Annotated in this window: 23 protein-coding genes; 6 read left to right on the top strand and 17 right to left on the bottom strand. The window is 58.7% G+C overall.

Going from position 1 to position 25,824, the window contains the following annotated elements; all coding sequences use genetic code 11:
* Positions 1-135 precede the first annotated feature (135 nt).
* From AB1748_RS15350 to trmJ, 3 genes are all read right to left on the bottom strand, one after another.
* Entirely contained in the window at positions 136-1,296 is a 1,161-nt protein-coding gene (locus AB1748_RS15350) for an IscS subfamily cysteine desulfurase (protein WP_111139142.1), read from the bottom strand.
* Between the two features lie 88 nt (positions 1,297-1,384).
* Complete coding sequence (iscR, locus tag AB1748_RS15355; protein WP_111139141.1) at positions 1,385-1,882, bottom strand: Fe-S cluster assembly transcriptional regulator IscR; 498 nt, start codon at positions 1,880-1,882, stop codon at positions 1,385-1,387.
* A gap of 145 nt (positions 1,883-2,027) precedes the next feature.
* On the bottom strand, positions 2,028-2,765 hold the full coding sequence (gene trmJ / locus AB1748_RS15360) for a tRNA (cytosine(32)/uridine(32)-2'-O)-methyltransferase TrmJ (protein WP_367395695.1): 738 nt from the start codon (positions 2,763-2,765) through the stop codon (positions 2,028-2,030).
* A gap of 132 nt (positions 2,766-2,897) precedes the next feature.
* Here trmJ and suhB point away from each other — a divergent pair, with 132 nt between their 5' ends.
* Positions 2,898-3,701 (top strand): inositol-1-monophosphatase, encoded by an 804-nt coding sequence (suhB, locus tag AB1748_RS15365; RefSeq protein WP_111139139.1) that lies wholly within the window; start codon positions 2,898-2,900, stop codon positions 3,699-3,701.
* 60 nt (positions 3,702-3,761) lie between these two features.
* Here the strand turns inward: suhB and AB1748_RS15370 are convergent, their stop codons facing one another.
* The 3 genes from AB1748_RS15370 to AB1748_RS15380 all read right to left on the bottom strand — a co-directional run bounded on the left by AB1748_RS15370 (position 3,762) and on the right by AB1748_RS15380 (position 6,593).
* Positions 3,762-4,775 carry a TIGR04086 family membrane protein gene (locus tag AB1748_RS15370; protein ID WP_111139138.1) on the bottom strand — a complete coding sequence of 338 codons (1,014 nt, stop codon included), beginning with the start codon at positions 4,773-4,775 and terminating at the stop codon, positions 3,762-3,764.
* Between the two features lie 202 nt (positions 4,776-4,977).
* A complete protein-coding gene (locus AB1748_RS15375) occupies positions 4,978-5,976 on the bottom strand; it encodes a nickel/cobalt transporter (RefSeq protein WP_367395696.1) in 999 nt (332 codons plus the stop codon).
* The gene (locus AB1748_RS15380) at positions 5,967-6,593 is read right to left on the bottom strand and encodes a DUF1007 family protein (RefSeq protein ID WP_367395697.1); all 627 of its coding nucleotides are present in this window, start codon (positions 6,591-6,593) and stop codon (positions 5,967-5,969) included. The genes AB1748_RS15375 and AB1748_RS15380 overlap by 10 nt, the downstream gene beginning before the upstream one ends.
* 155 nt (positions 6,594-6,748) lie before the next feature.
* On the opposite strand from AB1748_RS15380, the gene csiE reads away from it, so the two are divergent.
* Positions 6,749-8,017 (top strand): stationary phase inducible protein CsiE, encoded by a 1,269-nt coding sequence (csiE, locus tag AB1748_RS15385; protein ID WP_111139135.1) that lies wholly within the window; start codon positions 6,749-6,751, stop codon positions 8,015-8,017.
* Here csiE and AB1748_RS15390 read toward each other — a convergent pair.
* Positions 7,999-9,147: a 3-phenylpropionate MFS transporter gene (locus tag AB1748_RS15390; RefSeq protein WP_111139134.1), complete on the bottom strand. Its 1,149-nt coding sequence runs from the start codon at positions 9,145-9,147 to the stop codon at positions 7,999-8,001. The two genes, csiE and AB1748_RS15390, sit on opposite strands and share 19 nt — an antisense overlap.
* A gap of 128 nt (positions 9,148-9,275) precedes the next feature.
* Positions 9,276-10,529 carry a serine hydroxymethyltransferase gene (gene glyA, locus AB1748_RS15395; RefSeq protein ID WP_111139133.1) on the bottom strand — a complete coding sequence of 418 codons (1,254 nt, stop codon included), beginning with the start codon at positions 10,527-10,529 and terminating at the stop codon, positions 9,276-9,278.
* Positions 10,530-10,854: 325 nt separating this feature from the next.
* Between glyA and hmpA the strand changes: the two genes are divergently transcribed.
* A complete protein-coding gene (gene hmpA, locus AB1748_RS15400) occupies positions 10,855-12,039 on the top strand; it encodes an NO-inducible flavohemoprotein (protein WP_111139132.1) in 1,185 nt (394 codons plus the stop codon).
* Between the two features lie 54 nt (positions 12,040-12,093).
* Here the strand turns inward: hmpA and glnB are convergent, their stop codons facing one another.
* From glnB to purL, 5 genes are all read right to left on the bottom strand, one after another.
* A complete protein-coding gene (gene glnB, locus AB1748_RS15405; protein ID WP_111139131.1) occupies positions 12,094-12,432 on the bottom strand; it encodes a nitrogen regulatory protein P-II in 339 nt (112 codons plus the stop codon).
* A gap of 178 nt (positions 12,433-12,610) precedes the next feature.
* On the bottom strand, positions 12,611-13,945 hold the full coding sequence (glrR, locus tag AB1748_RS15410; protein ID WP_111139130.1) for a two-component system response regulator GlrR: 1,335 nt from the start codon (positions 13,943-13,945) through the stop codon (positions 12,611-12,613).
* Complete coding sequence (qseG, locus tag AB1748_RS15415; RefSeq protein WP_111139129.1) at positions 13,945-14,604, bottom strand: two-component system QseEF-associated lipoprotein QseG; 660 nt, start codon at positions 14,602-14,604, stop codon at positions 13,945-13,947. Before qseG ends, glrR begins: the two co-directional genes overlap by 1 nt.
* A gap of 3 nt (positions 14,605-14,607) precedes the next feature.
* Positions 14,608-16,035: an ATP-binding protein gene (locus AB1748_RS15420; protein ID WP_367395698.1), complete on the bottom strand. Its 1,428-nt coding sequence runs from the start codon at positions 16,033-16,035 to the stop codon at positions 14,608-14,610.
* A gap of 560 nt (positions 16,036-16,595) precedes the next feature.
* Positions 16,596-20,483, bottom strand: a complete 3,888-nt coding sequence (gene purL / locus AB1748_RS15425; protein ID WP_111139127.1) for a phosphoribosylformylglycinamidine synthase — start codon at positions 20,481-20,483, stop codon at positions 16,596-16,598.
* A gap of 266 nt (positions 20,484-20,749) precedes the next feature.
* On the opposite strand from purL, the gene mltF reads away from it, so the two are divergent.
* Positions 20,750-22,207, top strand: a complete 1,458-nt coding sequence (gene mltF / locus AB1748_RS15430; protein ID WP_367395699.1) for a membrane-bound lytic murein transglycosylase MltF — start codon at positions 20,750-20,752, stop codon at positions 22,205-22,207.
* Here the strand turns inward: mltF and tadA are convergent.
* On the bottom strand, positions 22,204-22,695 hold the full coding sequence (gene tadA, locus AB1748_RS15435) for a tRNA adenosine(34) deaminase TadA (RefSeq protein WP_367395700.1): 492 nt from the start codon (positions 22,693-22,695) through the stop codon (positions 22,204-22,206). The two genes, mltF and tadA, sit on opposite strands and share 4 nt — an antisense overlap.
* Before the next feature lie 63 nt (positions 22,696-22,758).
* The gene (gene yfhb, locus AB1748_RS15440; protein ID WP_111139124.1) at positions 22,759-23,397 is read right to left on the bottom strand and encodes a phosphatidylglycerophosphatase C; all 639 of its coding nucleotides are present in this window, start codon (positions 23,395-23,397) and stop codon (positions 22,759-22,761) included.
* A gap of 153 nt (positions 23,398-23,550) precedes the next feature.
* Between yfhb and AB1748_RS15445 the strand changes: the two genes are divergently transcribed.
* Both AB1748_RS15445 and AB1748_RS15450 read left to right on the top strand, forming a co-directional pair.
* A complete protein-coding gene (locus AB1748_RS15445; protein ID WP_367395701.1) occupies positions 23,551-24,390 on the top strand; it encodes a MurR/RpiR family transcriptional regulator in 840 nt (279 codons plus the stop codon).
* A 55-nt stretch (positions 24,391-24,445) separates the two neighbouring features.
* Positions 24,446-24,694, top strand: a complete 249-nt coding sequence (locus AB1748_RS15450) for a YfhL family 4Fe-4S dicluster ferredoxin (RefSeq protein WP_111139122.1) — start codon at positions 24,446-24,448, stop codon at positions 24,692-24,694.
* Here the strand turns inward: AB1748_RS15450 and acpS are convergent.
* Positions 24,691-25,071, bottom strand: a complete 381-nt coding sequence (gene acpS / locus AB1748_RS15455; protein WP_111139121.1) for a holo-ACP synthase — start codon at positions 25,069-25,071, stop codon at positions 24,691-24,693. The genes AB1748_RS15450 and acpS overlap by 4 nt on opposite strands.
* A complete protein-coding gene (gene pdxJ / locus AB1748_RS15460; protein WP_111139167.1) occupies positions 25,071-25,802 on the bottom strand; it encodes a pyridoxine 5'-phosphate synthase in 732 nt (243 codons plus the stop codon). Before pdxJ ends, acpS begins: the two co-directional genes overlap by 1 nt.
* Positions 25,803-25,824: the final 22 nt, after the last annotated feature.

Below are 25,824 nucleotides of genomic sequence, written 5' to 3' on the forward strand. Positions count from 1 at the left end.
GTTTCATCCAGCCTGATTGTTATAACGGCTTTAATAAGATGTTAAATGTAACTCGCAGAGACCTGATAACAGATTCCGTCAGCGGTTGCCAGCGAACGGCATCACAGGACGCCGTTTCCGGATTATGGCCGGGTGTCAGGATTTCATGACGGCGCGCAGGCGGGTCACGGATTTCTGCACCAGGGCAATGGCGTAGTCAATCTCTTCTTCTGTGGTAAAACGCCCCAGCGAGAAGCGCAGCGAACTGTGCGCCAGCTCCTCGTTCAGCCCCATCGCCCGCAGGACATAAGAGGGCTCCAGGCTGGCAGAAGTACAGGCGGAGCCGGAAGAGAGCGCCAGATCTTTCAGCGCCATAATCAGGGATTCCCCTTCAACGTCAGCAAAACTGAGGTTGAGAATGTTCGGCGCGCCCTGCTGAAGAGTGCCATTAAGAGAAACGCCGGGCAGCACGCTGATCCCCTCCCACAGGCGCAGGCGCAGGCGCTGCAGTCGCGCCATCTCGGTTTCGCGCTCTTCGGCGGCGATACGATAGGCTTCCCCCATTCCAACAATCTGATGCACCGGCAGCGTGCCGGAGCGCATACCGCGCTCGTGGCCGCCGCCGTGGATCTGCGCCGCAATCTGCACGCGCGGTTTGCGCCGCACATAAAGCGCACCGATCCCTTTCGGGCCATAGAGTTTGTGGGCAGAGAAGGACATCAGGTCCACCGGCAGCACACTGAGATCGATCGGCAGTTTGCCAACGCTCTGGGTCGCATCCACATGAAACAGAATCGCCCGTTCGCGGCAGAGTTCGCCAAAGGCGGCGATATCCTGAATCACGCCGGTTTCATTATTCACATGCATCAGGGTGACAAGAATGGTGTCATCACGCAGCGCCGCGCGCAGCTGGTCGGGCGAGATAATGCCGTCTGCAGCCGGAGCCAGATAGGTGACCGTAAAGCCTTCGCGCTCAAGCTGCTGGCAGCTGTCGAGCACCGCTTTATGTTCTGTCTGGCTGGTGATGATATGTCTGCCGCGCGCCTGATGAGCGTGGGCCGCCCCTTTAATCGCGAGGTTATCCGATTCGGTAGCGCCGGACGTGAAGACGATTTCGCGCGGATCGGCATTGACCAGTTCGGCGATCTGATTGCGGGCGACATCCACCGCCTCTTCAGACTGCCAGCCAAAACGGTGCGATCGCGAGGCCGGATTACCGAACGTGCCATCCAGCGTCAGAAACTGCATCATTTTGCTGGCCACACGCGGATCGGCCGGCGTGGTGGCGGCATAATCCAGGTAAATCGGTAATTTCATTGCGCTACAGCTCCGTATTAAAAATCATACGTCTTTATAGCAGATTCGGCCCTGACCGCGTTAGCAGTAAGGGCCGGAACAGCGGGGATCAGGAGGCGCGCTGGTTAACGTTAATTTCCTGAGCGCGCGGGCTCTGGAAGCGACGATTATCGTTGGCATTCTGGCGGTCGGCCACATCCAGGATCTCCTGATTGTTTACCAGCTCCGCCAGCGTGATGTTGTTCAGGAAATCACTGATGCGCACGCTCAGGTCGCGCCACAGGACGTGGGTCAGGCAACGTTCGCCCCCCTGACAGCCCTCTTTGCCCTGACATTTCGTGGCATCGACGGACTCATCAACAGCGGTGATCACTTCCCCGACGGAGATGGTATTGGATGCTTTGCCCAGCAGATAACCCCCGCCCGGCCCACGGACGCTGGAGACCAGATCGTTTTTACGCAGCCGCGAAAATAACTGCTCCAGATAGGAGAGCGAGATGCCCTGACGTTCAGAAATATCAGCCAGCGGAACGGGGCCTTCATGAGAGTGAAGGGCAACGTCCAGCATGGCAGTCACGGCATAACGTCCTTTGGATGTCAGTCTCATAGCGTACGACCTCAATAGCGTCCGGTTATCGGAGGATTAGCAACAGATGCGATGAAGTCTGACATTCCTGAGTAAATTGGTCAACTATTTAACCTGGTAAAACACTCAGGTATTTAACCTGGTAATTTACTCAACTATTAACGGCTTATTTTTTATCGCTTTTCGGCTTTTCAAACGACGAGAGCATCCCGCGCAGAATATTGAGTTCGTCGCGTTCGGGACGCGCACGGGTGTAGAGACGGCGCAGTTTACTCATCACCTGGCCTGGCGTCGCTTCACGGATAAAGCCGCTGTTCAGCATCATCTGTTCCATATGCTGATAGAAGCGTTCGAGGTCATCGACCAGCGGATAGGGAGACGCTTCATACGTCGGTTGTGGGGTCGCCTGCTCCTGCGACTGCAGCCAGGCCATACGCACTTCATAGGCGATGATCTGCACGGCCATCGCCAGATTCAGCGAGCTGTATTCCGGGTTCGCCTGAATGGCGACATGATAGTGGCACTTCTGCAGCTCTTCATTGGTCAGGCCAACACGTTCGCGACCAAATACCAGCGCAACCGGTGCCTGCTGGGCCTCTTCCACACTTTTCACGCCACATTCGCGTCCATCCAGCATCGGCCAGGGCAGCGAACGGGAACGGGCGCTGGTGCCCACCACCAGACTGCATCCGGCAATCGCCTCATCCAGCGAGTCGACGATTTTAGCGTCGCCGATCACATCGCTGGCACCGGCCGCCAGGGAGATCGCCTGGGAGTCAGGCTTGACCAGCGGATTCACCAGATAGAGGTTGGTTAAACCCATGGTTTTCATGGCGCGGGCCACGGAACCCATGTTACCGGTATGGGAAGTTTCGACCAGCACGATACGGATATTTTGCAACATGATTAGGGATACTCAGAAACGGGTCAGTAAAATCAGTGGAGAGAATCCTAACATAAAGCAGGACATTTACCGAACACACTGCTATACTCCGCGCCGTTTTCCCCGTTCTTTAACATCCAGCGAGAGATACCGATGCATCCAATGCTCAACATTGCCGTGCGCGCAGCGCGCAAGGCCGGAAATTTAATTGCCAAATATTATGAAACCCCGGACGCCGTCGAAGCCAGCCAGAAAGGCAGCAACGACTTCGTAACCAATGTTGACCGCGAAGCAGAACGCCTGATTATCGAAATTATTCGTAAATCTTATCCAAAACACACCATCATCACCGAAGAGAGCGGTGAACTGGCGGGTGAAGATCAGGACGTTCAATGGGTTATCGATCCGCTGGATGGCACCTCCAACTTTATTAAACGTTTACCCCACTTTGCCGTCTCTATCGCGGTGCGCATTAAAGGCCGCACTGAAGTCGCCGTGGTTTACGACCCGATGCGTAATGAGCTCTTCACCTCGTCACGCGGTCAGGGCGCGCAGCTGAACGGCTACCGTCTGCGCGGCAGCATTGCACGCGATCTGGATGGCACCGTTCTGGCGACCGGTTTCCCGTTCAAAATGAAGCAGCATGCGCCTGCCTACATGAACATCCTCACTAAGCTCTTTACGCAGTGCGCCGATTTCCGCCGCACCGGTTCTGCTGCGCTGGATCTGGCTTATGTCGCGGCCGGTCGCGTGGATGGCTACTTCGAGATTGGCCTGAAGCCGTGGGATTTCGCCGCGGGCGAACTGCTGGTGCGTGAAGCGGGCGGTCTGGTCACCGACTTCACCGGTAACCACGGCTATCTGCTGTCAGGAAACCTGGTGGCAGGTAACCCGCGCGTGGTGAAAGCGATGCTGTCAGGCATGCGCGATGAGCTGAGCGAAGCGTTAAAACGCTAAGTTGCAGACGCAAAAAAAGGCGGCCTCCTGGCCGCCTTTTTTATTGCCTGTTAAGGCCGATTAACGACGTTCGTGTGACAGCACCTGACGAGGCTGAGTACGACGACCCACCATCCCCATCACGCCAGCCAGCACAGCTTCGATAACCAGCAGGATCAGGGCATACCAGCTTGCTTTAGCGGTCGCGGCAGCGGCTTTCTCACCGGCTTCACGCGCTTTCTGTTCAGCCTGCTGTTTCAGTTCCTGATATTTCTGCATCGCCTGCTGATAGTTCTGCTCGGCTTTAGCTACGATCTGATCCACTTCTTCATCGCTTTTACCGGTGCGGGCTTTGATAATATTTTTCAGCGCATCGCGGTCGGCAGCCTGCAGCGTATCCGAGTGACGATCCATCACGCCTTTTAACCAGTTAGTCAGATCAGTATCAGCTGTCTCAGGATGATTCGCGGTATTACTTGCCTGGTTCTCAGCGTTCTGCGCTTCATTATTCGCATCCTGCTTCAGGTTCTCTGGCTGTAATTCCGGCTTGCCGGTCTGACGTAAAGTGGTTTCCAGTTCATTCTGCAGGCTGTCGAGATTAATATTATTTTCCTGCAGTTTTTCTTTCGCCATCTGAGTAACCGAAGGCGCGGCGGCGGAAATACCACTGCCCAGTGCCTGGAAACCGGAACCCAGAATATTCATGGCACCACCTAATACGCTGGTTGCCAGCGCAATCGCCAGGTAAATAGTGAAAATTGTGCTAACGCCGAACATCAGTAAACCGTGCATGGCGCCTTCACGCTGAGCCAGACGGCCTGCGACATAACTACCCGCGGCCATCGCGACCAGCATTTCAATGGCCGTCCAGACCAGTGCACCAGTACCAATGCCGTCGAGAGGGTTCTGTTCTTTCATCGGATCAATGGTGGTGGCACCAATGGCCGTACCCAGCAGCGTCAGAATGATATGAACGATTAACGCACAAATAACACCGGCAAATACGGCGCTCCAGGAAATACGCTTTAACGGTAATCCCGCGGGCCCGGTCGCCAGCGTTTCGGTGTAGCCATTATTAAAACGGGTATCAGCCATGAAATATACTCCTCACAATAAACAGAAACTGTTCTGAACTTTTATCATCCTGACGGCGGAATGCCGTTTTGGTATTAACAGCGTAGACAGGGAATAGTTTTTTCTCCACTAAAGCGGATAGAGAAAAAATTAACGGGGTGAATTTAAAGATAATTAACGGGGAAACGCGGACGGCGGGAATTTAATTCCCGCTGCGTTTCAGTCAGAAAGGACGAATGCCACCGGCTGGCGTCATCCGGGCGGCCTGCCATAAGGCCACTCCGGCTACGATTAAAATCAGGCTCCCGATCAGGGTCAGCAGCGGCATGAGCAGCCGGGACGTTCCGGCCTCTTCGCTCGGCTGCGCCAGGCGCTGCGCCACCGTACGCGCCTGCTGAACCAGCAGACCAATGGCCGAAATCGTCAGCGCCGTGCCCAGCGCCATCACCGCAGCGGAGAGAACGCCCCAGAGATAGACTCCGATCACTTTGGCGAACAGCAGCATCATAATCGCGCCGGAACAGGGGCGCAGTCCCATCGATAGCACCACCAGCAGCTGGGTTTTCACGCTGACATTGCCGCTCAGCTGCTGCGGAGTCGGCAGATGGGCATGACCACACCCACACTGATCGCTGTGCTGATGGTGAGGGGAATGCGGCGTCAGCGGCTGGAACGACTGAAACGGCGGTGCCGCTCGCGGACGCAGCGCCCGCCACAGCGCCCGCAGCGCCCGATACCCCATCACGATCCCCAGCCCCATCACCAACAGGTAACTGCCCCTCTCCAGCCAGAAACTGCTGAGGTGCAGCTGACGCGACGAGGTTTTCAGCAGCACCAGCATCACCGTCACCAGGGCGATCGCCACCGAGCCCTGCAGCAGGGAGGCCAGCAGCGTGAGTCTGATACTGGTTTTTACGCGGCCCGGATGGGTCGCCAGAAAGGTAGTGATCACCACTTTACCGTGGCCCGGCCCCAGCGCGTGCAGCACGCCATAGAGCAGGCTGAAGATCACCAGTGAAAGGCCAGCCTGATGAGGCTGCGCCGCCACCTGCTGTAACAGCCAGGTCATCTGCTGGTGCAGATCTTTCTGCCACAGGACGCTCTGCAGCAGGATCTGCGGCCAGCAGAACCAGACCAGCCCCGCAGTGCTGATAAACAGTGCCGCCATCAGCCAGAGTGGCCAGCGCCGGGGCACCCGGTTCGACCGGGCGATCACTGACATGTCAGCACCACCGTCTGCGCAAACTGGCGACCCAGATCGAGTTCTTCCGCCGGTGCGTCCGCCTTATCCAGTGACAGCGCATACTGCTTCAGCGCGTCGTCAGGCTTTGGCGTGTTCAGGGTTAACCGGCAGCGCGTCTGCAGCGCGGGTGGCAGCGTCAGGGCACCGGGGTTGTCATAGAACATATCGACAAAATAGGTGGGATCGAACGTCAGGATCTCAAAGCGCTGTCCGGCCAGCGTTGGCGGTTCCGCCAGCGGCAGAATGAACTCCAGCACTGCTTTGTGGCCGCTGCGCGACAGGTTGTATTCCGTTGGCAGATTCAAAAACTTTACCCGCTGTTGGTTATGCCAGATTTCCGAAAAGTAGTGCTGTCCCAGCACGTTGGCCATCACCTCCGCCGCCAGCTTCTTCCACACCACGCTGCCAGGCTTCGCCTCGCCTGCGTCATAGAGCAGATCGGCAGAGGTAATCTCATCCATGGTCCAGATCATCTTCAGGCCGGTAAAGGTGTCATCCTTCGCCACCAGCTCAGTTTTCATGTCGATGAAGCTATGCGGATGGGCCAGCAGCGCCGGACTCGCGGTCATCAGCAAAAGAAAAAGTGCACGTTTCATAATGTTATAAAGTAACGTTTCCGATGAAAAGGATCCAGAGGTAACAAAATTTTGTGACCCGCCTTAAACCTCCGGCAAATAAACCGCGCAAACCGCGCAACCGCTAACGGGGTTGACTATTCTTAGCTCAAAATAGCCTGCTGGAAATCTGATTGATGAGTTCTGCTACCCCTTTGGCACCACTCTTCACCCGTTCACAGCGTCAGTGCCATCTTTTATTGCTGCTATTTCTGCCAACACCCGCGCTTACACTTGAAAAAGTCTGCCAGCTGAATGGCGTCGATCCTGCTGTTGCCCGACAGGATATCGCGGATGTGGGCCTTGAGATACAGCGATATCACCAACTGGAGTTGCACCAGATGGTCGATGGCAGCTTTCGCCTTCATGGTACAGAGTTGGATCGACGCCTTTGTCTGCTGCACAACCTGCGACGCAGTCTGCGCCTGTCGACGGATTTCGTCTGCGAGCAGTTCGCCGCCCCCCTGCGTCAGCGCCTGAAGGTAATGAAGATCGAGAAGGCGCTGTGGGATGAGACCAATCTGCAGGCGCTGATCCAGCACTGCAGCCTGCGCATGAAGCGTGATTTCAGCGACCGCGACCGGCTGTTTTTGCAGATCTATATGAAGTATGGCCTGTGTCAGCGTCAGCCGGTGCTGTTCAGTGAAACCCAGCGCGCGTGGCTACAGCATAAAGCTGAACGCCAGGCCGCAGAGGATGTGATTCATCACTGGCGAAAACGCTGCAATCCTGCCCCGCCCGTCAGTGAAACGGACTTCTGGACGTTGCTGTTCAGCCAGATCCATACGCCTGGCGTGGAGACAGTTGCCCATCCTGCGGAAACGCAACTTCTGCAGGCCACTCAGCAGCTGATCGATGACTTTGAGCAGTGTGCCGGGGTCACCTTCGCCGACCGCGCCGAGTTGCTGCACCAGCTCTATCCGCACCTGACCCAGGCGCTGGACCGCACCCATTTCAGTATCGGTATTGATAATAGCGTGGCCCTGGATGTCAGCCGCCTCTATCCCCGGCTGCTGCGCACCACGCAACAGGCATTGCAGCGGTTTGAGCAGCACTATCAGGTGACGTTTTCTCAGGAAGAGGTCAGTTTAGTGACCATCATTTTTGGGGCCTGGCTGATGCAGGGCAGCGCGCTGCAGGAGAAGCAGGTGCTGCTGCTGACCGGTGACGATGCCGATCTGGAACAGGATGTTGAGCAGCAGATCCGGGAGATTACCCTGCTGCCCGTCAACATTACCTATCAGGATGTGAAACTGTTTCAGCGGGAGGGCGCGCCGCGGGATGTGGACATTATCATTTCACCCTACCCCACCTCACTGCCGCTCTTCTCGCCGCCGCTGGTGCATGCTGAATTGCCGCTGACGCTACACCATCAGCAGCGCATTCGTTATTTGCTGGAGTCGTAGCCCGGACGCAGAAACAGCGCAGGCAGCGCGACCAGTGCCATCACCCAGAAAAGATGCCCCTGCAGATGGGCGAACAGCACCCCGCAGATCATGGTCATGATCGCAATCCCGCCGCCCATCGCCAGCGCCGAATAGAGCGACTGCAGCCGGATTACCTCCGCGCCCTGCCGCGCGGCAATAAAGCGCATCGCCGCCAGATGACAGACAGTAAAGCTGCCGCAGTGAAGGATCTGCGCCACAATCAGCAGCGGCAGCGCGGTGCTGGCTCCCATCAGGCTCCAGCGGATCAGGGCACAGACGCCCGAGAGCAGCAGCAGATCGCGCGCGCTCCAGCGGCGGAACAGGCGATTGCTCAGGGCAAAGATGATGATTTCCGCCACCACGCCCAGCGACCAGAGATAGCCCACCATCGAGGCAGAATAGCCGCTCTCCTGCCACCAGATCGCACTGAAGCCGTAATAGGCGGCATGCGCCCCCTGCAGCAGCGTCACGCAGAGCATAAATCGCCAGACCGCCTTTTCCCGCAGCAGGTCACGCCAGACCTGCCAGCCGCCGCCTGCGGCGCTCTGCCGTTCGTTGCCGTGCGGCTGAGTCGCGGGCTTCAGCATCATCCCACTCAGCATGGCGATAACGCCGACGGAGAGCAGCAGCAGAATCGCCTGAGAGGAGTAAGCACTGACCAGCACGCCGGTTAAGGCTGAGCTGACCACAAAGGCCAGCGATCCCCACAATCTGACCGGCCCGTACGCCAGGCCAATCTGCTGCGTCCAGGTCGCGGCCAGTGCATCGCTAAGCGGCACCAGCGGCGAGAAGAAGAGGTTAAAACCGATCATCACGGTCAGCAGCCACATCCACTGCTCCCCTGCCCAGAAACCAGCAGCAAACAGAGAGGTCATCAGTGCCAGCAGGCGCAGTGCGGTGATCAGCCGGCCGGGATTACGGACCTGCGAGGCGATCAGCAGGCTGCCGACAAAACGCGCCACCATACCGCAGCCCAGCAGCAGGCCAATTTTTTCCGCATCCAGCCCGGTGCCTTTCAGCCAGACGCCCCAGAATGGCAGATAGATGCCGTAACAGAAGAAGTAAGTGAAGTAGCCCAGTCCGAGCCATCTGGCAGACGCGATTGCCATATTCCCTCCAGCAGGTGTGCCGCATGGCAGCATAAGTGGGCGCTACTCTGGCAGAGCGCCGCGGTACAGGCAATAAAAAAGGATGGCAGATGCCATCCTTTTTATGCTGTTTCACAACGGGTTAGCGATTATGCATAAACCGGCAGACGGCCGCAGATATCCAGCACTTTCTGTTTGGTGCGCTCAATGGTCGCTTCATCATTGATGTTGTCCAGCACGTCGGCGATCCAGCCCGCCAGTTCACGCACGTCAGCTTCTTTGAAGCCACGACGGGTTACTGCCGGAGTGCCGATACGGATACCGGAGGTAACAAACGGGCTTTTCGGATCGTTTGGTACGCTGTTTTTGTTGACGGTGATGTTGGCACGGCCCAGCGCCGCATCCGCCTCTTTACCGGTCAGGTTCTTGCTCACCAGATCGATCAGGAACAGATGGTTGTGCGTGCCGCCAGAAACGATGTCGTAGCCGCGCGCAATCAGCACCTCTACCATCGCTTTGGCGTTTTTTGCTACCTGCTGCTGGTAGGTTTTGAATTCCGGCTCCATCGCCTCTTTGAAGGCCACGGCTTTACCGGCGATAACGTGCATCAGAGGACCACCCTGACCGCCCGGGAAGACCGCCGAGTTCAGTTTCTTGTAGAACTCTTCGTCGCCGTTTTTCGCCAGGATGATGCCGCCGCGCGGACCCGCCAGGGTTTTGTGGGTGGTGGAGGTCACGATATGGGCATGCGGGATCGGGCTTGGGTAGACCTCAGCGGCCACCAGACCGGCAACGTGTGCCATATCAACAAACAGCCAGGCGCCGACGCTGTCCGCGATCTCGCGCATTTTCGCCCAGTCGCAGACGCCGGAGTAAGCTGAGAAGCCGCCGACAATCATTTTTGGCTTGTGGGTTTTCGCCAGTTCAGCCAGTTCGTCGTAGTCAATTTTACCGGCTTCATCGATACCGTAAGCCACGACGTTATAGAGTTTGCCTGACAGGTTAACCGGTGAACCGTGAGTCAGGTGTCCACCGTGCGCCAGGTTCATGCCAAGAATAGTATCGCCCGGCTGCAGCAGCGCCGTGTAAACCGCAAAGTTAGCCTGGGAACCGGAGTGTGGCTGCACGTTAGCGTAATCGGCACCAAACAGCGCTTTAGCGCGGTCGATAGCCAGTTGCTCAACGATATCAACGTATTCACAACCGCCGTAGTAGCGTTTGCCCGGATAACCTTCAGCGTATTTGTTGGTGAGCTGAGAACCCTGCGCCTGCATAACACGCGGGCTGGTGTAGTTTTCAGAAGCAATCAGTTCAATGTGCTCTTCCTGACGCACTGTCTCCTGCTCCATTGCCTGCCACAACTCGGCATCGTAATCGGCAATGTTCATATCACGCTTTAACATCCGGATCTCCTGACTCAGCTAACTTTCTGACGGTATTTACCCCTCTTCAGGGGCGAAGGCCCACAGTGTAAACCGTTTTAACAGGTGAAGGTAGGGTGAACCGCCTCTTTTTACGCAAACGTTTGGCTGGCACTGGCATCGCCTTTTTACACCTTTTGCCGTGCCTGCCACACGGTGTTCCTCCCCCGCCCGCGACCGCCGTTTTTTGCCATGCACACAAAAGTTGCCACTCTGACAGCCTGAAAAAGGAGCCACATATTTACAGCGTGGACCGTTCAGCCATAAGATGCATTTAAAATACATCTTTTAACCTGAGGTCCTTTTTATGCTTGATGCCCAGACAATCGCCACCGTTAAATCGACCCTGCCTGCCATCGCCGCCTGCGGCCCGGCGCTGACCGCACACTTCTATGACCGCATGCTGTCGCGCCATCCGGAACTCAAAAATGTCTTTAACATGAACAACCAGCGCAACGGCGATCAGCGGGAAGCACTGTTCAATGCGATCTGCGCCTACGGTGCTAACCTGGAGAACCTGGCCGTGCTGCTGCCTGCGGTAGAGAAGATCGCCCAGAAACACACCAGCCTGAATATTCAGCCTGAGCAGTACGCCATCGTTGGCGAGAATCTGCTGGCGACCATTCAGGAAATGCTGAATCCGGGCGATGAGGTGCTGGCGGCATGGGGACGCGCCTATGGCGTGCTGGCGGATCTGTTTATCCGGCGGGAAGAGGAGATCTATCAGGCAACAGAACAGCAGACCGGCGGCTGGCGCGGCACCCGCGCCTTTCGCATCAGCGCCATTGAGCCGCAGAGCGAGGCGATCAAGAGCTTTACCTTCACGCCGGTCGGTGACGGCCCGGTTGCCGCCTTTAAACCAGGTCAGTATCTGACGATTCATCTGCAACCCGCCAGTTTCGCCCATCACCAGATTCGTCAGTATTCACTGACGCACCTCAGCAACGGCAAAGATTATCGTATCGCGGTGAAACGTGAGGCGCAGGGCACGGTCTCAGGCTGGCTGCATGAGCACGGCCGGGTGGGCGATGTGCTGCAGCTGGCCGCGCCGCACGGCGACTTCTTCCTGGATATCGACTCTGTCACCCCGGTGGCGCTGATCTCTGCGGGCGTCGGGCAGACGCCGATGCTGGCGATGCTGCATGCGCTGGCGGCCAGCCACCATCCTGCGCCGGTCAGCTGGCTGCACGCGGCGGAGAACGGTAAACAGCACGCCTTTGCCGAAGAAGTTCGTGACACGGGGGCACCGCTCTGCGATTTCGCCAGCCGGGTCTGGTATCGCCATCCTACGGCTGACGATGCCGGTCGTTATGATGCGGAGGGCGTGATGGATATCAGTCAGCTCTCTGCGCGGCTCACCTTACCCGAAACGCACTTTTACCTCTGTGGTCCGCTGGCCTTCATGCAGCATGTGGTGGCGCAGCTGCGTGATGCCGGGGTGACAGAAACACATATCCACTACGAACTCTTTGGCCCGCATAAAGGGATGTGACAGCCCCATAAAAAAAGTCCGCAGCGCGGGCTTTTTGTTCTGCCGAAGAGAGAATCAGATCGCCTCTTCATCCTCTTCGCCGGTACGGATACGCACGACGCGCGCCACGTCAAAGACAAAGATCTTACCGTCACCGATTTTGCCGGTCTGCGCGGTGCGCATAATGGTCTCGACGCAGGTATCAACGATATCGTCGCCAACCACTATCTCGATTTTCACTTTCGGTAAAAAGTCGACCATATATTCTGCGCCGCGATAGAGCTCGGTGTGCCCTTTCTGGCGGCCAAAACCTTTGACTTCGCTCACGGTCATCCCGGTGATGCCCACTTCCGCTAAGGCTTCACGAACATCATCGAGTTTGAATGGTTTAATAATCGCATCAATCTTTTTCATGTCAGACCCTTTTTCACTCCCTCCATGGTCAGAGGGTATATCAAGTATAAATGTTGCTGGCGCTGTCGGGCGGTAATATCCGGGATTCTTCGGGCGGCCGCAAGCGCTGTCAGACTACGCCAGGTACTGCGACCGATCCGGGCCGTGGCACACCCGGTCAGCACAAGGTGTTTCCGGGCTACTCTTTAAAATCACTGGCATCCAGTTCATGGCGGGAGAGCAGCTTGTAAAACTCGGTGCGGTTGCGTCCGGCCAGGCGTGCGGCATTGGTGACGTTGCCTTTGGTCATCTGCAGCAGTTTTCGCAGGTAGTTCAGCTCGAACTGATTGCGGGCCTCCGCAAAGGTCGGCAACGCGCTGTTTTCGCCGCTTAACGCCTGCTCCACCAGCGCATCGCTGATCACCGGCGATGAGCTGAGCGCAACGCACTGCTCAATCACGTTCACCAGCTGGCGGACGTTGCCCGGCCAGCTGGCGGCCATCAGGCGCTTCATCGCATCGACCGAAAAACTGCGCACCTGAGGTTTATGGCGCTCCGCGGCCTGACGCAGCAGATGATTCGCCAGCAGCGGGATATCCTCCGTGCGCTGATGCAGCGCCGGAATTTTCAGGTTCACCACGTTGAGGCGATAGAAGAGATCTTCGCGGAACTCTTTTTTCTCCATCGCTTTTGGCAGATCGCGATGCGTCGCAGAGATGATACGCACATCAATATCAATATCGTGATCGCTGCCCAGCGGCCTGACCTTGCGTTCCTGCAACACCCGCAGAAGCTTTACCTGCAGCGGCTGAGGCATGTCGCCGATCTCATCCAGAAACAGCGTGCCGCCGCCCGCGGTTTTAAACAGGCCGTCACGGGCGCTGACCGCTCCGGTGAAAGCCCCTTTCGCATGTCCGAACAGCTCGGACTCCAGCAGCTGCTCCGGCAGTGCGCCGCAGTTGATGGCCACAAAGGGTTTACCGTTGCGCGGGCTGGCGGCGTGGATCGCCTGTGCCAGCATCTCTTTGCCGGTGCCGCTCTGGCCGTTAATCAGCACGCTGACGTCTGACTGCGCCACCATGTGTGCCTGCTCCAGCAGCCGCAGCATCAGCGGACTGCGGGTAACAATCGCCTCGCGCCAGCGGTCGTCGCTGACCGGTGCCTGCTGAGCCAGCGCCTCATCAATTGCTTTATAGAGCGCATCCCGATCCACCGGTTTGGTCAGGAAGCTGAACACGCCCTGCTGAGTGGCGGAAACAGCATCCGGGATGGAGCCATGCGCGGTCAGGATAATCACCGGCAGACCGGTATGGCGTTTCTGAATCTCGCCAAACAGCGCCAGGCCATCCATTTCATCCATCCGCAGATCGCTGATCACCAGTTCGATTTTCTCTTTCTGCAGCAGACGTAACGCTTCGGGTCCGCTGGCCGCTGTGGTGACCTGATAACCTTCGCTGCGCAGACGCATTCCCAGCAGCTTCAGCAGGCTGGGATCGTCATCCACCAGCAGCAGTTTTGCCGCCTGTCTGACCATTACTGTTCCTCCTCCTGCGGCAGCGCCGTGCCGTGACCGTTGTCAGAGACATCCGGCGCTTTGCGTGACGAGAGCTGACGCTCAATGTCAGTCAGCCGCTCCAGCTTATGCTGTGTGTCACTGAGTTGTTGCTGTTGTTTCACCATCTGCTGGCGCGTCGCCTCCAGCTGGGCATCGCTGCTCTGCTGGAGATGCGCATAACGGGTGCGTGCCTCGCTCAGGTCGAGCTGCGCGGTCTGATTGCTGCGCCAGAGCTGAATCAGCGGGCGCAAAGAGGAGGGGAAGTCGCTGCTGTAGCGATCCAGGGTTTCCACATAGCGACGACGCTCGACGGGCGTGACGTTGCCGTTGGACATCAGCACGCCCTGCTTAAAGGCGCGCGACCAGCTCTCAGCTGGCCAGCGGTGGGCTTCTGCCCGGGCTTCGGCGGGGGAAAGATGCTCCGCGCAGTCGATCGCCCGCATCCAGTAGAGGGGATTATTCAGCGCCTCGCCCTTCTCCACCGGCCACAGGTCGTTGCAGCGGATCGCCAGATAATCAGCGACTCTGACCTCGGGTTCCGCCACCTGATGGCCTGACGGCAGAGAGGAGGTGGCCGGGGAGGTCGTACAGCCGCAGAGCAGCAGCGTGCTCAGCAGCAAAGCGGGTAAATATTTCATCGGTCAGACATTCCCGGCTGTGGTGTTCAGTTCAATTCGAAAACAGACGTCAGCCTGCTCGCAGGGGACCAGCGTCAGGTCGCCGTGCATCCGGCGCAGGCAATCCTTGGCAATACTGAGTCCCAGCCCGCTGCCTTTTACCGGCCCTTTGCGCTGCTGGCTGCCCTGGAAGAAGGGTTCGAAAATCATCGCCTGCTCTTCCAGCGGGATCGGCGTTCCGCTGTTCGCGACCTCAATCCATATCCTGTCGCCCTGCTGCTGACTGCGCAGCCAGATGGTACCGGATTCGCTGCCGTAGTTCACGGCGTTCGAATAGAGGTTATCAATGACCCGCATCAGTAACGTCGGTTCAGCAAGGCAGTGGCTGACCTGGAGATCGACCACCGTCTGCATCAGTTTGGCGCGCGCAGAGAGTGCATGGGCGTTAACCACGTTCTCCACGATCTCCGTCACGCTGACCGGTTCAAGCTGAATCGGGCCATCCGCCAGTTTGCGGTTGTAATCCAGCAGTTGCTCGATCAGGCGCTGCAGATGGCGGCTGCTGCCGTCGAGGATGGTCACCACCTCTTTCTGGTCGGCGTTCAGCGATCCAGCGACCTCATCAGCCAGCAGCTCGGTGCCTTCGCGCAGGCTGGCCAGCGGCGTTTTCAGCTCGTGAGAGAGATGGCGCAGAAACTCGTGACGCTGCGACTCCAGCCACTGCAGCCGTTCGCTGAGCCAGACGATACGCTGCCCCAGCGAGCGCAGCTCACGCGGGCCGCGAAATATTACGCTGTTGCCCAGCTCCCGGCCCTCTCCCAGCCGGTTGATCATGCGTTCGATGCGCTTAACCGGGCCGATGATCATGCCGGTAAACAGCAGCATCAGCGCCAGGCTGATGATAAACAGAATCAGCGCCTGCCAGCCGAAAAACTGGCCACGATCGGCGATTTCGCGCTGCAGTTGCAGGCCGCGCGAAAAGACCACCTCGCGCGTCTCCTGCACCATCTGCGCGTTGGTGACGGAGAAGCGGTCCAGCGCCTCGGCGGCGCGCGGAACGGGGTTGCCGTTATCACATTGCAGCGGCGTCAGCAGCGGCAGGGTCGCCTGCAAAATCCGGAACACCGGCAGCTCAGGCAGGCTGGCGCTGTGCGAGTTCAGCATCTGACTGTAACGGGTATGCTGAGTCTGATAGAGGCGAGCCAGTGAGGCATCATCCAGCACACAATACTGACGATAGCCGCGCTCCAGCTCAACAGCCGTTCGTGCCATCGCCTCACTTCTGCGCACGTCGGTGAAGGTGTTGCGGTTGGTGTCCGCGGCCTGTTCGCTTAACGCAGAGAGACTCTCCCACGCCTGCCAGGCCAGCACCAGTAACGGCAGCAGGACCAGAACAAACGCCATCAGCACCAGCTGACGCAGCGAGCGGGGAAATAAACGCCATTTTTTCACGCAGCCGTTTCCTCAGAAAGTTGCTGTCTGGATGCTAGCGGACTCTGCTGGCGGAAGAAAGGGGAAGAAAAGAAAACGGCAGGCTCAATGGCCTGCCGCTGGCGCGACGCGTGAGGCATCGCGTAAAAATGGGTGGAGCCTTACTCAACGTGACGTCCGGTGGTTGATAACGCAAGCGATTATCGGTCAGGTGGACGGCAGGCTCCGTTTGGTGCGTCATTCGGGCTTTATGAGCTCTTTTCCGCCAGGCGGGGCAATCATAAACAGGTGAATGAGCAGTGCCAGAATTATAGCAAGTTCCGTGCCAGAAAATAAATCATTATATTTTTCAGCGGATTGAATCTTTATGCCGCTGAGAGGCTGCGAAAAGTCTGATGGTCATTGTCCGATCTGTCTCCGGCAGGCGACACTAATCGGCGGCCCTGATGCTGTCATTGAAAATCAACAGGATAGATGTCGCCATACAGCGACAGTGCCCTGTACCCGCTGTCGCTATTTGCCAACAGCATCACAAAAAAACAGGAGGCACACTGGCCTCCTGTTTTTTTCAGCGGTCGGTATTAACCCAGTTGCCTGCGCGCATTACGGAAGATACGCATCCACGGACCATCCTCGCCCCACTCGGCCGGATGCCAGGAGTTGCTGACGGTACGGAACACGCGCTCCGGATGCGGCATCATGATGGTGACGCGACCACTTTCGTTGGTCACGGCGGTGATGCCGTTCGGTGAACCGTTCGGGTTAGCCGGATAGGTTTCTGTCACCTTGCCGAAGTTATCGACAAAGCGCAGGGCCACCAGGCCTTTCGACTCCAGCGCCGCCAGGTGCGCAGCGTCACGAACTTCCACAAAGCCTTCACCGTGGGAAACGGCGATCGGCATATGTGAACCGGCCATGCCATCCAGCAGCAGTGACGGACTGGCGGCCACTTCGACCAGGCTGAAGCGTGCTTCAAAACGCTCAGACTGGTTGCGGACGAAGCGCGGCCAGAGGTCGCTGCCCGGGATCAGCTCGCGCAGATTCGACATCATCTGGCAGCCGTTACAGACGCCCAGCGCCAGGGTCTGCGGGCGGTGGAAGAAGGTTTCGAACGTGTCACGCACGCGTGGGTTAAACAGAATCGATTTCGCCCAGCCTTCACCGGCACCCAGCACGTCGCCGTAAGAGAAGCCGCCGCAGGCAACCAGCGCCTGGAAGCCATCCAGATCGCGGCGTCCGGCCAGCAGATCGCTCATGTGCACGTCAATCGCGGTAAAACCGGCCCGGTCAAAGGCGGCCGCCATCTCTACATGTGAGTTAACGCCCTGCTCACGCAGCACCGCCACTTTTGGCCGTGCGCCCGTCGCGATCATCGGCGCCGCCACATCTTCCTGCGGATTAAAGGTCAGATGGACGTTCAGGCCAGGATCGCTGTCGTTTTTCTTCGCGTCATGCTCCTGATCGGCACACGCCGGGTTGTCACGCAGGCGCTGCATCTGCCAGGTGGTTTCAGCCCACCAGGTGCGCAGCGTGGTCCGGCTTTCGCTGTAGACCGCGCTCTCTCCGGCGCGGATCACAAAGCGATCGCCCGGCTGTGCGCTGCCCAGCAGATGAGTGCAGGCCGCCAGGCCGTGATCCGCCAGGATCTGCTCAACCGCTGCGCGATCGGCGGCGTTGATCTGGATCACCGCGCCCAGCTCTTCGGTGAAGAGCGCGGCCAGGGCATCGCTGCCCAGCGAGGCGATATCCACGTCGACGCCGCAGTGACCCGCAAAGGCCATCTCCGCCAGTGTCACCAGCAGACCGCCATCGGAACGGTCGTGATAGGCCAGCAGTTTCTGCTCCGCCACCAGCGCCTGAATCGCATTGAAGAAACCGGCCAGCTGTGTGGCATCACGCACGTCCGCCGGTTTGTCGCCAAGCTGGCGATAGACCTGCGACAGCGCGGTTGCGCCCAGCGTGTTCGCGCCATTACCAAGGTCGATCAGCAGCAGCAGGTTATCCTGATCGGCCTGCAGCTGTGGCGTAACCGTGCGGCGGACATCTTCGACGCGCGCAAAGGCGGTGATGACCAGCGACAGCGGCGAGGTCATCTCACGCTGTTCGGTGCCTTCCTGCCAGCGGGTTTTCATCGACATCGAATCTTTGCCGACCGGGATGGTGATCCCCAGCGCCGGGCAAAGCTCTTCGCCGACCGCTTTCACCGCCGCATATAACCCGGCATCTTCACCCGGATGACCGGCTGCGGACATCCAGTTGGCCGAGAGCTTCACGCGCTTCAGTGAACCAATCTGAGTGGCCGCCAGGTTTGTCAGGGCTTCACCGACCGCCAGGCGTCCCGAAGCCGCGAAGTCCAGCAGCGCCACCGGCGAACGTTCGCCCAGCGCAAAGGCTTCGCCGTGATAGCTGTCGAGGCTGGCGGTGGTGACCGCGCAGTTGGCAACCGGGATCTGCCACGGACCGACCATCTGGTCGCGCGCCACCATGCCGGTCACGCTGCGGTCACCGATGGTGATCAGGAAGGTTTTTTCTGCCACGGCGGGCAGATGCAGGACACGGTTCACCGCATCGACCAGCGTGATCCCGTCACGCTGCAGAGCCTCGCCCTGAGCCTGCAGGGTGACGACATCCCGCGTCATCTTCGGTGTTTTACCCAGCAGGACATCAAGCGGCATGTCGATCGGCTTATTGCCGAAGTGACTGTCTTCCAGGCTCAGATGCAGCTCTTCGGTCGCTTCGCCGATGACGGCGAACGGCGCGCGCTCGCGCTGGCAGATCGCCTCAAACTGCGCCAGCTGGTCAGGGGCCACGGCCATCACATAACGTTCCTGCGATTCGTTGCACCACACTTCCAGCGGGCTCATGCCTGGCTCGTCGCTCAGGATGTCGCGCAGGTTAAAGCGGCCGCCACGACCGCCGTCGCTGACCAGCTCCGGCATGGCGTTGGAGAGACCGCCGGCACCCACGTCGTGGATAAACAGAATCGGGTTTTTGTCGCCCAGCTGCCAGCAGCGGTCGATCACTTCCTGACAGCGGCGTTCCATCTCCGGGTTGTCACGCTGGACCGAGGCGAAGTCGAGATCGGCATCCGACTGACCTGAGGCCATTGATGACGCCGCACCGCCGCCCAGGCCGATATTCATGGCCGGACCGCCCAGCACCACCAGCTTCGCGCCTACGGAGATCTCCCCTTTCTGCACATGGTCGGCACGGATATTACCGATGCCGCCCGCCAGCATGATCGGCTTGTGATAGCCGCGCAGTTCGGTGCCGTTGTGGCTGGTCACCTGCTCTTCATAGGTACGGAAGTAACCGTTCAGCGCAGGACGACCAAATTCATTGTTAAACGCCGCGCCGCCGAGAGGGCCTTCGGTCATGATCTCCAGCGCACTGACGATGCGGGCCGGTTTGCCGAAGTCCTCTTCCCACGGCTGTTCGAAGCCCGGGATACGCAGGTCAGAGACCGAGAAGCCCACTAGGCCCGCTTTTGGCTTGGAGCCGCGTCCGGTGGCACCCTCATCACGGATTTCCCCCCCGGAACCGGTCGCCGCACCTGGCCACGGCGAGATCGCCGTTGGGTGGTTATGCGTTTCGACCTTCATCAGGATGTGTGCCGCTTCCTGATGCCAGCGATATTCATCCTCTCCGGCGTCCGCAAAGAAGCGTCCCACTTCGGAGCCTTCCATGACGGCGGCGTTATCTTTATAAGCAGAGAGCACGTAGTCCGGCGTCTGCTCCATCGTATTCTTGATCATCTTAAACAGCGATTTCGGCTGCTTCTCGCCGTCGATCACCCAGTCGGCGTTGAAGATCTTGTGACGACAGTGCTCCGAGTTCGCCTGGGCGAACATATAGAGTTCGATGTCGTTTGGATTGCGGCCCAGGGCAGTAAACGCTGCCACCAGATAGTCGATTTCATCGTCGGCCAGCGCCAGACCCAGCGCGGTGTTTGCCTGAACCAGCGCCTCACGGCCCTCGCCCAGCAGATCCACACTTTTCACCGGCTGCGGCGTATGGTGCGCGAAGAGCTGCTCAGCCTGCGCCAGATCGCTGAAGACCGTTTCCATCATGCGATCGTGCAGCAGCGTACCCAGCATCTGCCACTGTGCTTCCGTCAGCTGCGGAGCCTGCACATAAAAGGCCAGACCGCGCTCCAGACGGCGCACCTGCGGCAGTCCGCAGTTGTGGGCAATGTCGGTGGCTTTGGAGGACCAGGGGGAGATGGTACCGGGACGGGGCGTCACCAGCAGCAGACGCCCCTGCGGGGCATGTTCAGCCAGAGAGGGACCATATTTCAGCAGGCGCTGCAGACGGCTCTGTTCGTCGGCGCTTAAGGGCGTGCTGACATCAGCGAAATGGATGTACTCAGCGTAAATATCACTCACCGGCAGATGAGCGTCCTGAAAGCGGGTCAGCAGTTTGTTTACACGAAATGCCGACAGGGCGGGCGAACCACGCAGAATTTCCATTAATAAGTCTCTCGTCAGGGCGCCGGGCGACGCAAATTGGGCGCAACAGGGAAAACGGGGCGTATTATAGAGAAAGCGACCTCGCGACGAAACCGTTTGCGCAGAATTTTTGGCGACCCGGATTTGCCTGAATTTTGCGCAAAAGCTGCTATAAAAGTTGCTCAGCGTCATTTTGTTGCGCAGAATGCCCCTCGCTCTGGGAGTTCAAAGAAGATAAATACTGCCTTTAAAAGACAGAGGCCTTAGAGCCAGCGAGAGATAACTATTTGAAACGCCTAAAATTTAATTATCTGTTTATCGGTCTGGTTGCCGTGCTGCTTGCGTTGGCGCTGTGGCCCTCCGTTCCCTGGTATGGGGGCGGTCAGGACGCGATTTCACAGATCAAATCACGGGGAGTGCTGCGTGTCAGTACCATCAATTCCCCGTTAACTTACTACACAGTGAACCGATCTCCGGCCGGTATGGATTATGAGCTGGCAAAACGCTTCGCCGATTATCTGGGCGTTAAACTCAAAGTGACGGTTCGACCTAACCTGAGCGACCTGTTTGACGATCTGGACGATGGCAAAGCCGATGTGCTGGCTGCGGGCCTGAACTACAACCGCGAGCGCCTGACCCGCTATCAGACCGGGCCGGGTTACTACAATGTTTCGCAGCAGCTGGTCTATCGCGTGGATAAGCCGCGCCCTAAAAACCTCGGTGATTTAAAGGGGCGGCTCACGGTCGCCTCCGGTTCGGCCTATCTCTCCACGCTGAAGAGCGCGCGTTCCAGTCAGTTCCCCGACCTGGACTGGGCGATCGCCACCGACCAGAGTCCTAAAGCCCTGCTGGAAGCGGTGGCCGACGGCAAGCTGGATTACACGATTGGCGACTCCGTGACGATCGCCCTGCTGCAGCGCATCTATCCGCAACTGGCGGTGGCGTTCGACGTAACTGATGAAGAGCCGGTCACCTGGTATGTGCGTCACAGCGACGATGACAGCCTGAATGCCGCGATGCTCGACTTCTTTAATGGCATGGGCGAAGAAGGGGCGATGGCGCGGCTGGAGGAGAAATACCTCGGCCATGTCGGCACCTTCGATTATGTTGATACCCGCACCTTCCTGCGCGCCATCGACAATACGCTGCCCGACATCAAACCGCTGTTTGAGAAGTATGCCACCAGCATCGACTGGCGGCTGCTGGCGGCCATCTCTTATCAGGAGTCGCACTGGAATCCGCAGGCCACCTCGCCCACCGGCGTGCGCGGCATGATGATGCTGACCCGTAACACTGCCGACAGTCTGGACGTGGGCGACCGGACCGATCCGGAACAGAGCATTCGCGGCGGCAGTCAGTACCTGCAGGATATGATGGCGAAGGTGCCGCAGACCATCCCTGAAGATGAGCGCATCTGGTTTGCACTGGCGGCCTATAACATGGGCTATGCCCATATGCTGGATGTGCGCAAGCTGACGGCGCGTCAGGGCGGAAACCCGGATAGCTGGGCGGATGTGAAGCTGCGCCTGCCGATGCTGAGCCAGAAGCGCTACTACGCGCAGACGGCCTATGGCTACGCGCGCGGGCACGAAGCCTATAACTATGTCGAAAATATCCGCAAATATCAGATAAGCCTGGTGGGTTACCTGCAGGAGCAGGAGAAGCGCCTGGCGCGGCAGGCCGAAGCGCAGGCGGAGCTGGCCAGAGGCTATCCGGCGGTCGAACCGACGATCGCCATGAACTAACCCCGGCGTTGCGCCTGGCGCAGCGCTTTTTTCTGCTCGCGCCGCATACGGAAGAAGTCGCTCAGCATGGCAGCACACTCCTCTGCCAGCACGCCGCTGTGTAATTCAACCTGATGGTTCATGCCGGGATGGCCGAGCACATCCAGCAGTGACCCCGCCGCCCCGCTTTTGATATCGTGCGCGCCATAGACCAGCCGGGTGATGCGGCTGTGCACCATCGCACCGGCGCACATCACGCACGGCTCCAGCGTGACGTAGAGCGTGGTATCCAGCAGACGATAATTCTCCAGCACCTTGCCGCCCTGCCGCAGCGCCATGATCTCCGCATGCGCCGTGGGATCGTGCTGGCCGATGGGCCGGTTCCACCCCTCGCCAATCACCCGTTCGTTCTGCACCAGCACGGCCCCGACCGGCACCTCCCCCTGCGCCCAGGCACGGCGTGCCAGGTCAAGCGCATGGCGCATCCAGTATTCATCTTGTTCTATCATGCAGACCACTCCGGGCGACTGAAAAGCGGCGCATTATAGCGATCTCCTCCTGCGTGTCGAAACTTATTCCAGCTGTTGCAGCTCACCGGCAGGTGTCACGCGCCAGCGATGCTGACAGAAAAAGAGCAGCGGGTTGTCCTGCTTGCTGTCGCTGTAGCCGCTGTAGAGCTGCAGCGGTGTGCCGATTTTCTCTTCGAGTTGCGCCACCTTTTCATGCCCCAGGCAGCGCATCGACAGTACCCGGCCGCCCCAGCCGCGCTGCATCTGGCTGGCGATCAGTTTGACCCGCGGCAGAAACGCCGAGTCGTAATAGACCTGCTCCACCAGCGACTGCGGCGATCCGGTAATCAGCCAGACATCGGCATCATCACTGCCCAGGTATTCGGTCAGGCGCTGCTGCACCACCGGAAAGGCTCTGACGCGCAGACGGAACCACTGCGCAAATTCGGCTTCCAGCCGCAGCAGGGTCTGTTCTGAGCGGCCAAAGGTAATCGACCAGAGCAGCAGGCTCATGGGCCAGCGGGCGGCCCGCCCTTTCAGCAGCAGGCCGATCCCCACCACCGGCAGCAGTGGTACCACCAGCAGCAGATTGAGCGGGCGGCGACGCAGCAGATAGCGCATAAAGGTGCCAAACATATCCTGCTGGTGCAATGTGCCATCCAGGTCGAAAAATACGATGCGACGATGTGTTCCCCTGGTCAAACAGCTCTCCTTCAGACAGATTCCGGGATGTTAAGAATAGTGTAGCCATCATCAGGCGGCTCGGCGATGCGTGTCATTTTTAATTCCGATGACTACAATGCCTGATGAATAGTTTATTCTTCTCCGATTATCCCTGAATATTGAGGATTGGGCATGAGTTCATTGCTGCGCATTCGCCAGCTTTATCCCCGTCTGGCATTGAACGAGCGTCGGCTGGCGGATTTTTTACTGTCGCAGCCCGATCGGGCGCGCCACCTGAGTTCGCAGAAGCTGGCGGAAGAGTCCGGCGTCAGCCAGTCAAGCGTCGTCAAGTTTGCCCAGAAACTGGGATACAAAGGTTTCCCGGCGCTGAAGCTGGCCCTGAGTGAGTCACTGGCGGACAAGGATGCCATTACCGTGCATAACCATATCCTCAGCGACGACCCGCTCAAGATGGTGGGCGAAAAGCTGCTGACCGAAAAACTTTCGGCGATCCGTGCCACGCTGGATATTAACAGCGAAGAGAAGCTTAACGACGTGCTGCAGCTGCTGAAGAATGCCCGGCGTATTCTGCTGGTGGGCATCGGCGCATCGGGCCTGGTGGCAAAAGATTTCTCCTGGAAGCTGATGAAGATCGGCATCAATGCGGTCGCGGAGCAGGACATGCACGCGCTGCTGGCCAGCGTTCAGGCGATGGGGCCTGGCGACGTGCTGCTCGCTATCTCCTATACCGGAGAGCGGCGAGAGATGAATCTGGCGGCGCAGGAAGCCGCGCAGGTGGGCGCCGACGTGGTGGCCTTTACCGGCTTTACCCCTAATACGCTGCAGCAAAGTGCCAGCTACTGTCTCTACACAGTGGCCGAAGAGCAGAGCACCCGCAGTGCGGCGATCTCCTCCACCACGGCGCAGCTGGCGCTGACCGATCTGCTGTTTATGGCGCTGGTGCAGAACGATCCTGAACGCGCTTCCAGCCATATCCGCCACAGCGAGGCGCTGGTGAAAAAGCTGGTCTGATCAGCGGCAGCGCGTATAATACCCGCGCTTTTTCTGTTGTTATCAGGTGGGAAAGATGGCGCTGTTGATTACGTCCCGATGCATTAACTGCGATATGTGTGAACCGGAGTGCCCGAACCAGGCCATTTCACTGGGCGATGCGATCTATGAAATCGATGTCAGTCGCTGTACCGAATGCGTCGGCCACTATGAGGTGCCGACCTGTCAGCAGGTCTGCCCTATCGACAACACCATTATTACCAACCCACAGCACATCGAATCACGCGATGCGCTGTGGGAGAAGTTTGTGCTGCTGCACGGCTAGCTTTCGATAATCACCGTGGCACAGGCGTAGTGACGCTCATCGGCCAGGGTGACATGAACCCGGTTTACCCCCAGGTTCTGCGCCACTTCCGCCGCATGCTGGAAGAAACGGAGCCCCGGCTTGCCCAGCTCATCGTTGTAAACTTCAAACTGATTAAACGCCAGCCCGCCGCGAATGCCGGTGCCAAAGGCTTTGGCCGCCGCCTCTTTGACCGCAAACCGCTTGGCGAGAAAGCGCACCGGCTGATGATGGGCCTGATACTGCTGCCATTCCGCTTCGCTCAGGACCCGACGCGCCAGCCTGTCACCGGCGCGTTCAATCACCCCGGCGATGCGTTCAATCTCAACGATGTCGGTGCCCAGTCCCAGAATAGCCATCAGCGACGCGCTTCACGCAGCAGCTGTTTCATCTCTTTCACGGCATCCGGCAGGCCACTCATCACGGCCCGGCCGATAATGGCATGGCCGATGTTCAGCTCGTGCATTTCCGGCAGCGCCGCAATCGGCAGCACGTTGTGGTAGGTCAGACCGTGACCGGCATTCACCTTCAGCCCCAGGCTGGCGGCAAAGGTCGCGGCGTGACGGATCCGCGCCAGCTCGGCGTCGCGCGCCAGCCCCTCTGGTGCTTCGGCGTAGGCACCGGTGTGGATCTCGATGTAGGGTGCGCCGCTGGCCACCGCCGCCTCGATCTGGCGATGGTCGGCATCGATAAACAGCGACACCAGGATGCCCGCATCACTCAGCAGACGCACGGCCGCGTTCATCTTCTCCTGCTGCCCGGCCACATCCAGACCGCCTTCGGTTGTCACTTCCTGACGTTTTTCCGGCACCAGGCAGCAGAAATGGGGGCGGATATCACAGGCGATGCCGATCATCTCATCGGTAACGGCCATCTCCAGATTCATGCGCGTCTGGATGGTGTCACGCAGGATACGCACATCACGGTCGGTGATATGACGCCGATCTTCGCGCAGGTGAACGGTAATGCCATCCGCGCCCGCCTGCTCGGCGATAAACGCCGCCTGCACCGGATCGGGATAGTTTGTGCCGCGGGCATTACGCACCGTGGCAATGTGATCGATATTGACGCCTAACAGCAACTCAGCCATGACCATCCTCACTTCTTTTCCA

It is taken from the genome of Pantoea sp. Ep11b (assembly GCF_040783975.1).
Taxonomy (GTDB): domain Bacteria; phylum Pseudomonadota; class Gammaproteobacteria; order Enterobacterales; family Enterobacteriaceae; genus Pantoea.

What these genes read in the sequence shown, in the direction of transcription:
- glyA (WP_111139133.1), bottom strand. Translation starts at nt 10,529, where the DNA reads ATGTTAAAGCGTGATATGAACATTGCCGATTACGATGCCGAGTTGTGG.
- trmJ (WP_367395695.1), bottom strand. Translation starts at nt 2,765, where the DNA reads ATGTTGCAAAATATCCGTATCGTGCTGGTCGAAACTTCCCATACCGGT.
- AB1748_RS15370 (WP_111139138.1), bottom strand. Translation starts at nt 4,775, where the DNA reads ATGGCTGATACCCGTTTTAATAATGGCTACACCGAAACGCTGGCGACC.
- AB1748_RS15350 (WP_111139142.1), bottom strand. Translation starts at nt 1,296, where the DNA reads ATGAAATTACCGATTTACCTGGATTATGCCGCCACCACGCCGGCCGAT.
- AB1748_RS15445 (WP_367395701.1), top strand. Translation starts at nt 23,551, where the DNA reads ATGAGTTCATTGCTGCGCATTCGCCAGCTTTATCCCCGTCTGGCATTG.
- glnB (WP_111139131.1), bottom strand. Translation starts at nt 12,432, where the DNA reads ATGAAAAAGATTGATGCGATTATTAAACCATTCAAACTCGATGATGTT.
- glrR (WP_111139130.1), bottom strand. Translation starts at nt 13,945, where the DNA reads ATGGTCAGACAGGCGGCAAAACTGCTGCTGGTGGATGACGATCCCAGC.
- qseG (WP_111139129.1), bottom strand. Translation starts at nt 14,604, where the DNA reads ATGAAATATTTACCCGCTTTGCTGCTGAGCACGCTGCTGCTCTGCGGC.
- acpS (WP_111139121.1), bottom strand. Translation starts at nt 25,071, where the DNA reads ATGGCTATTCTGGGACTGGGCACCGACATCGTTGAGATTGAACGCATC.
- AB1748_RS15390 (WP_111139134.1), bottom strand. Translation starts at nt 9,147, where the DNA reads ATGGCAATCGCGTCTGCCAGATGGCTCGGACTGGGCTACTTCACTTAC.
- csiE (WP_111139135.1), top strand. Translation starts at nt 6,749, where the DNA reads ATGAGTTCTGCTACCCCTTTGGCACCACTCTTCACCCGTTCACAGCGT.
- pdxJ (WP_111139167.1), bottom strand. Translation starts at nt 25,802, where the DNA reads ATGGCTGAGTTGCTGTTAGGCGTCAATATCGATCACATTGCCACGGTG.
- AB1748_RS15380 (WP_367395697.1), bottom strand. Translation starts at nt 6,593, where the DNA reads ATGAAACGTGCACTTTTTCTTTTGCTGATGACCGCGAGTCCGGCGCTG.
- purL (WP_111139127.1), bottom strand. Translation starts at nt 20,483, where the DNA reads ATGGAAATTCTGCGTGGTTCGCCCGCCCTGTCGGCATTTCGTGTAAAC.
- suhB (WP_111139139.1), top strand. Translation starts at nt 2,898, where the DNA reads ATGCATCCAATGCTCAACATTGCCGTGCGCGCAGCGCGCAAGGCCGGA.
- iscR (WP_111139141.1), bottom strand. Translation starts at nt 1,882, where the DNA reads ATGAGACTGACATCCAAAGGACGTTATGCCGTGACTGCCATGCTGGAC.
- AB1748_RS15375 (WP_367395696.1), bottom strand. Translation starts at nt 5,976, where the DNA reads ATGTCAGTGATCGCCCGGTCGAACCGGGTGCCCCGGCGCTGGCCACTC.
- AB1748_RS15450 (WP_111139122.1), top strand. Translation starts at nt 24,446, where the DNA reads ATGGCGCTGTTGATTACGTCCCGATGCATTAACTGCGATATGTGTGAA.
- tadA (WP_367395700.1), bottom strand. Translation starts at nt 22,695, where the DNA reads ATGATAGAACAAGATGAATACTGGATGCGCCATGCGCTTGACCTGGCA.
- hmpA (WP_111139132.1), top strand. Translation starts at nt 10,855, where the DNA reads ATGCTTGATGCCCAGACAATCGCCACCGTTAAATCGACCCTGCCTGCC.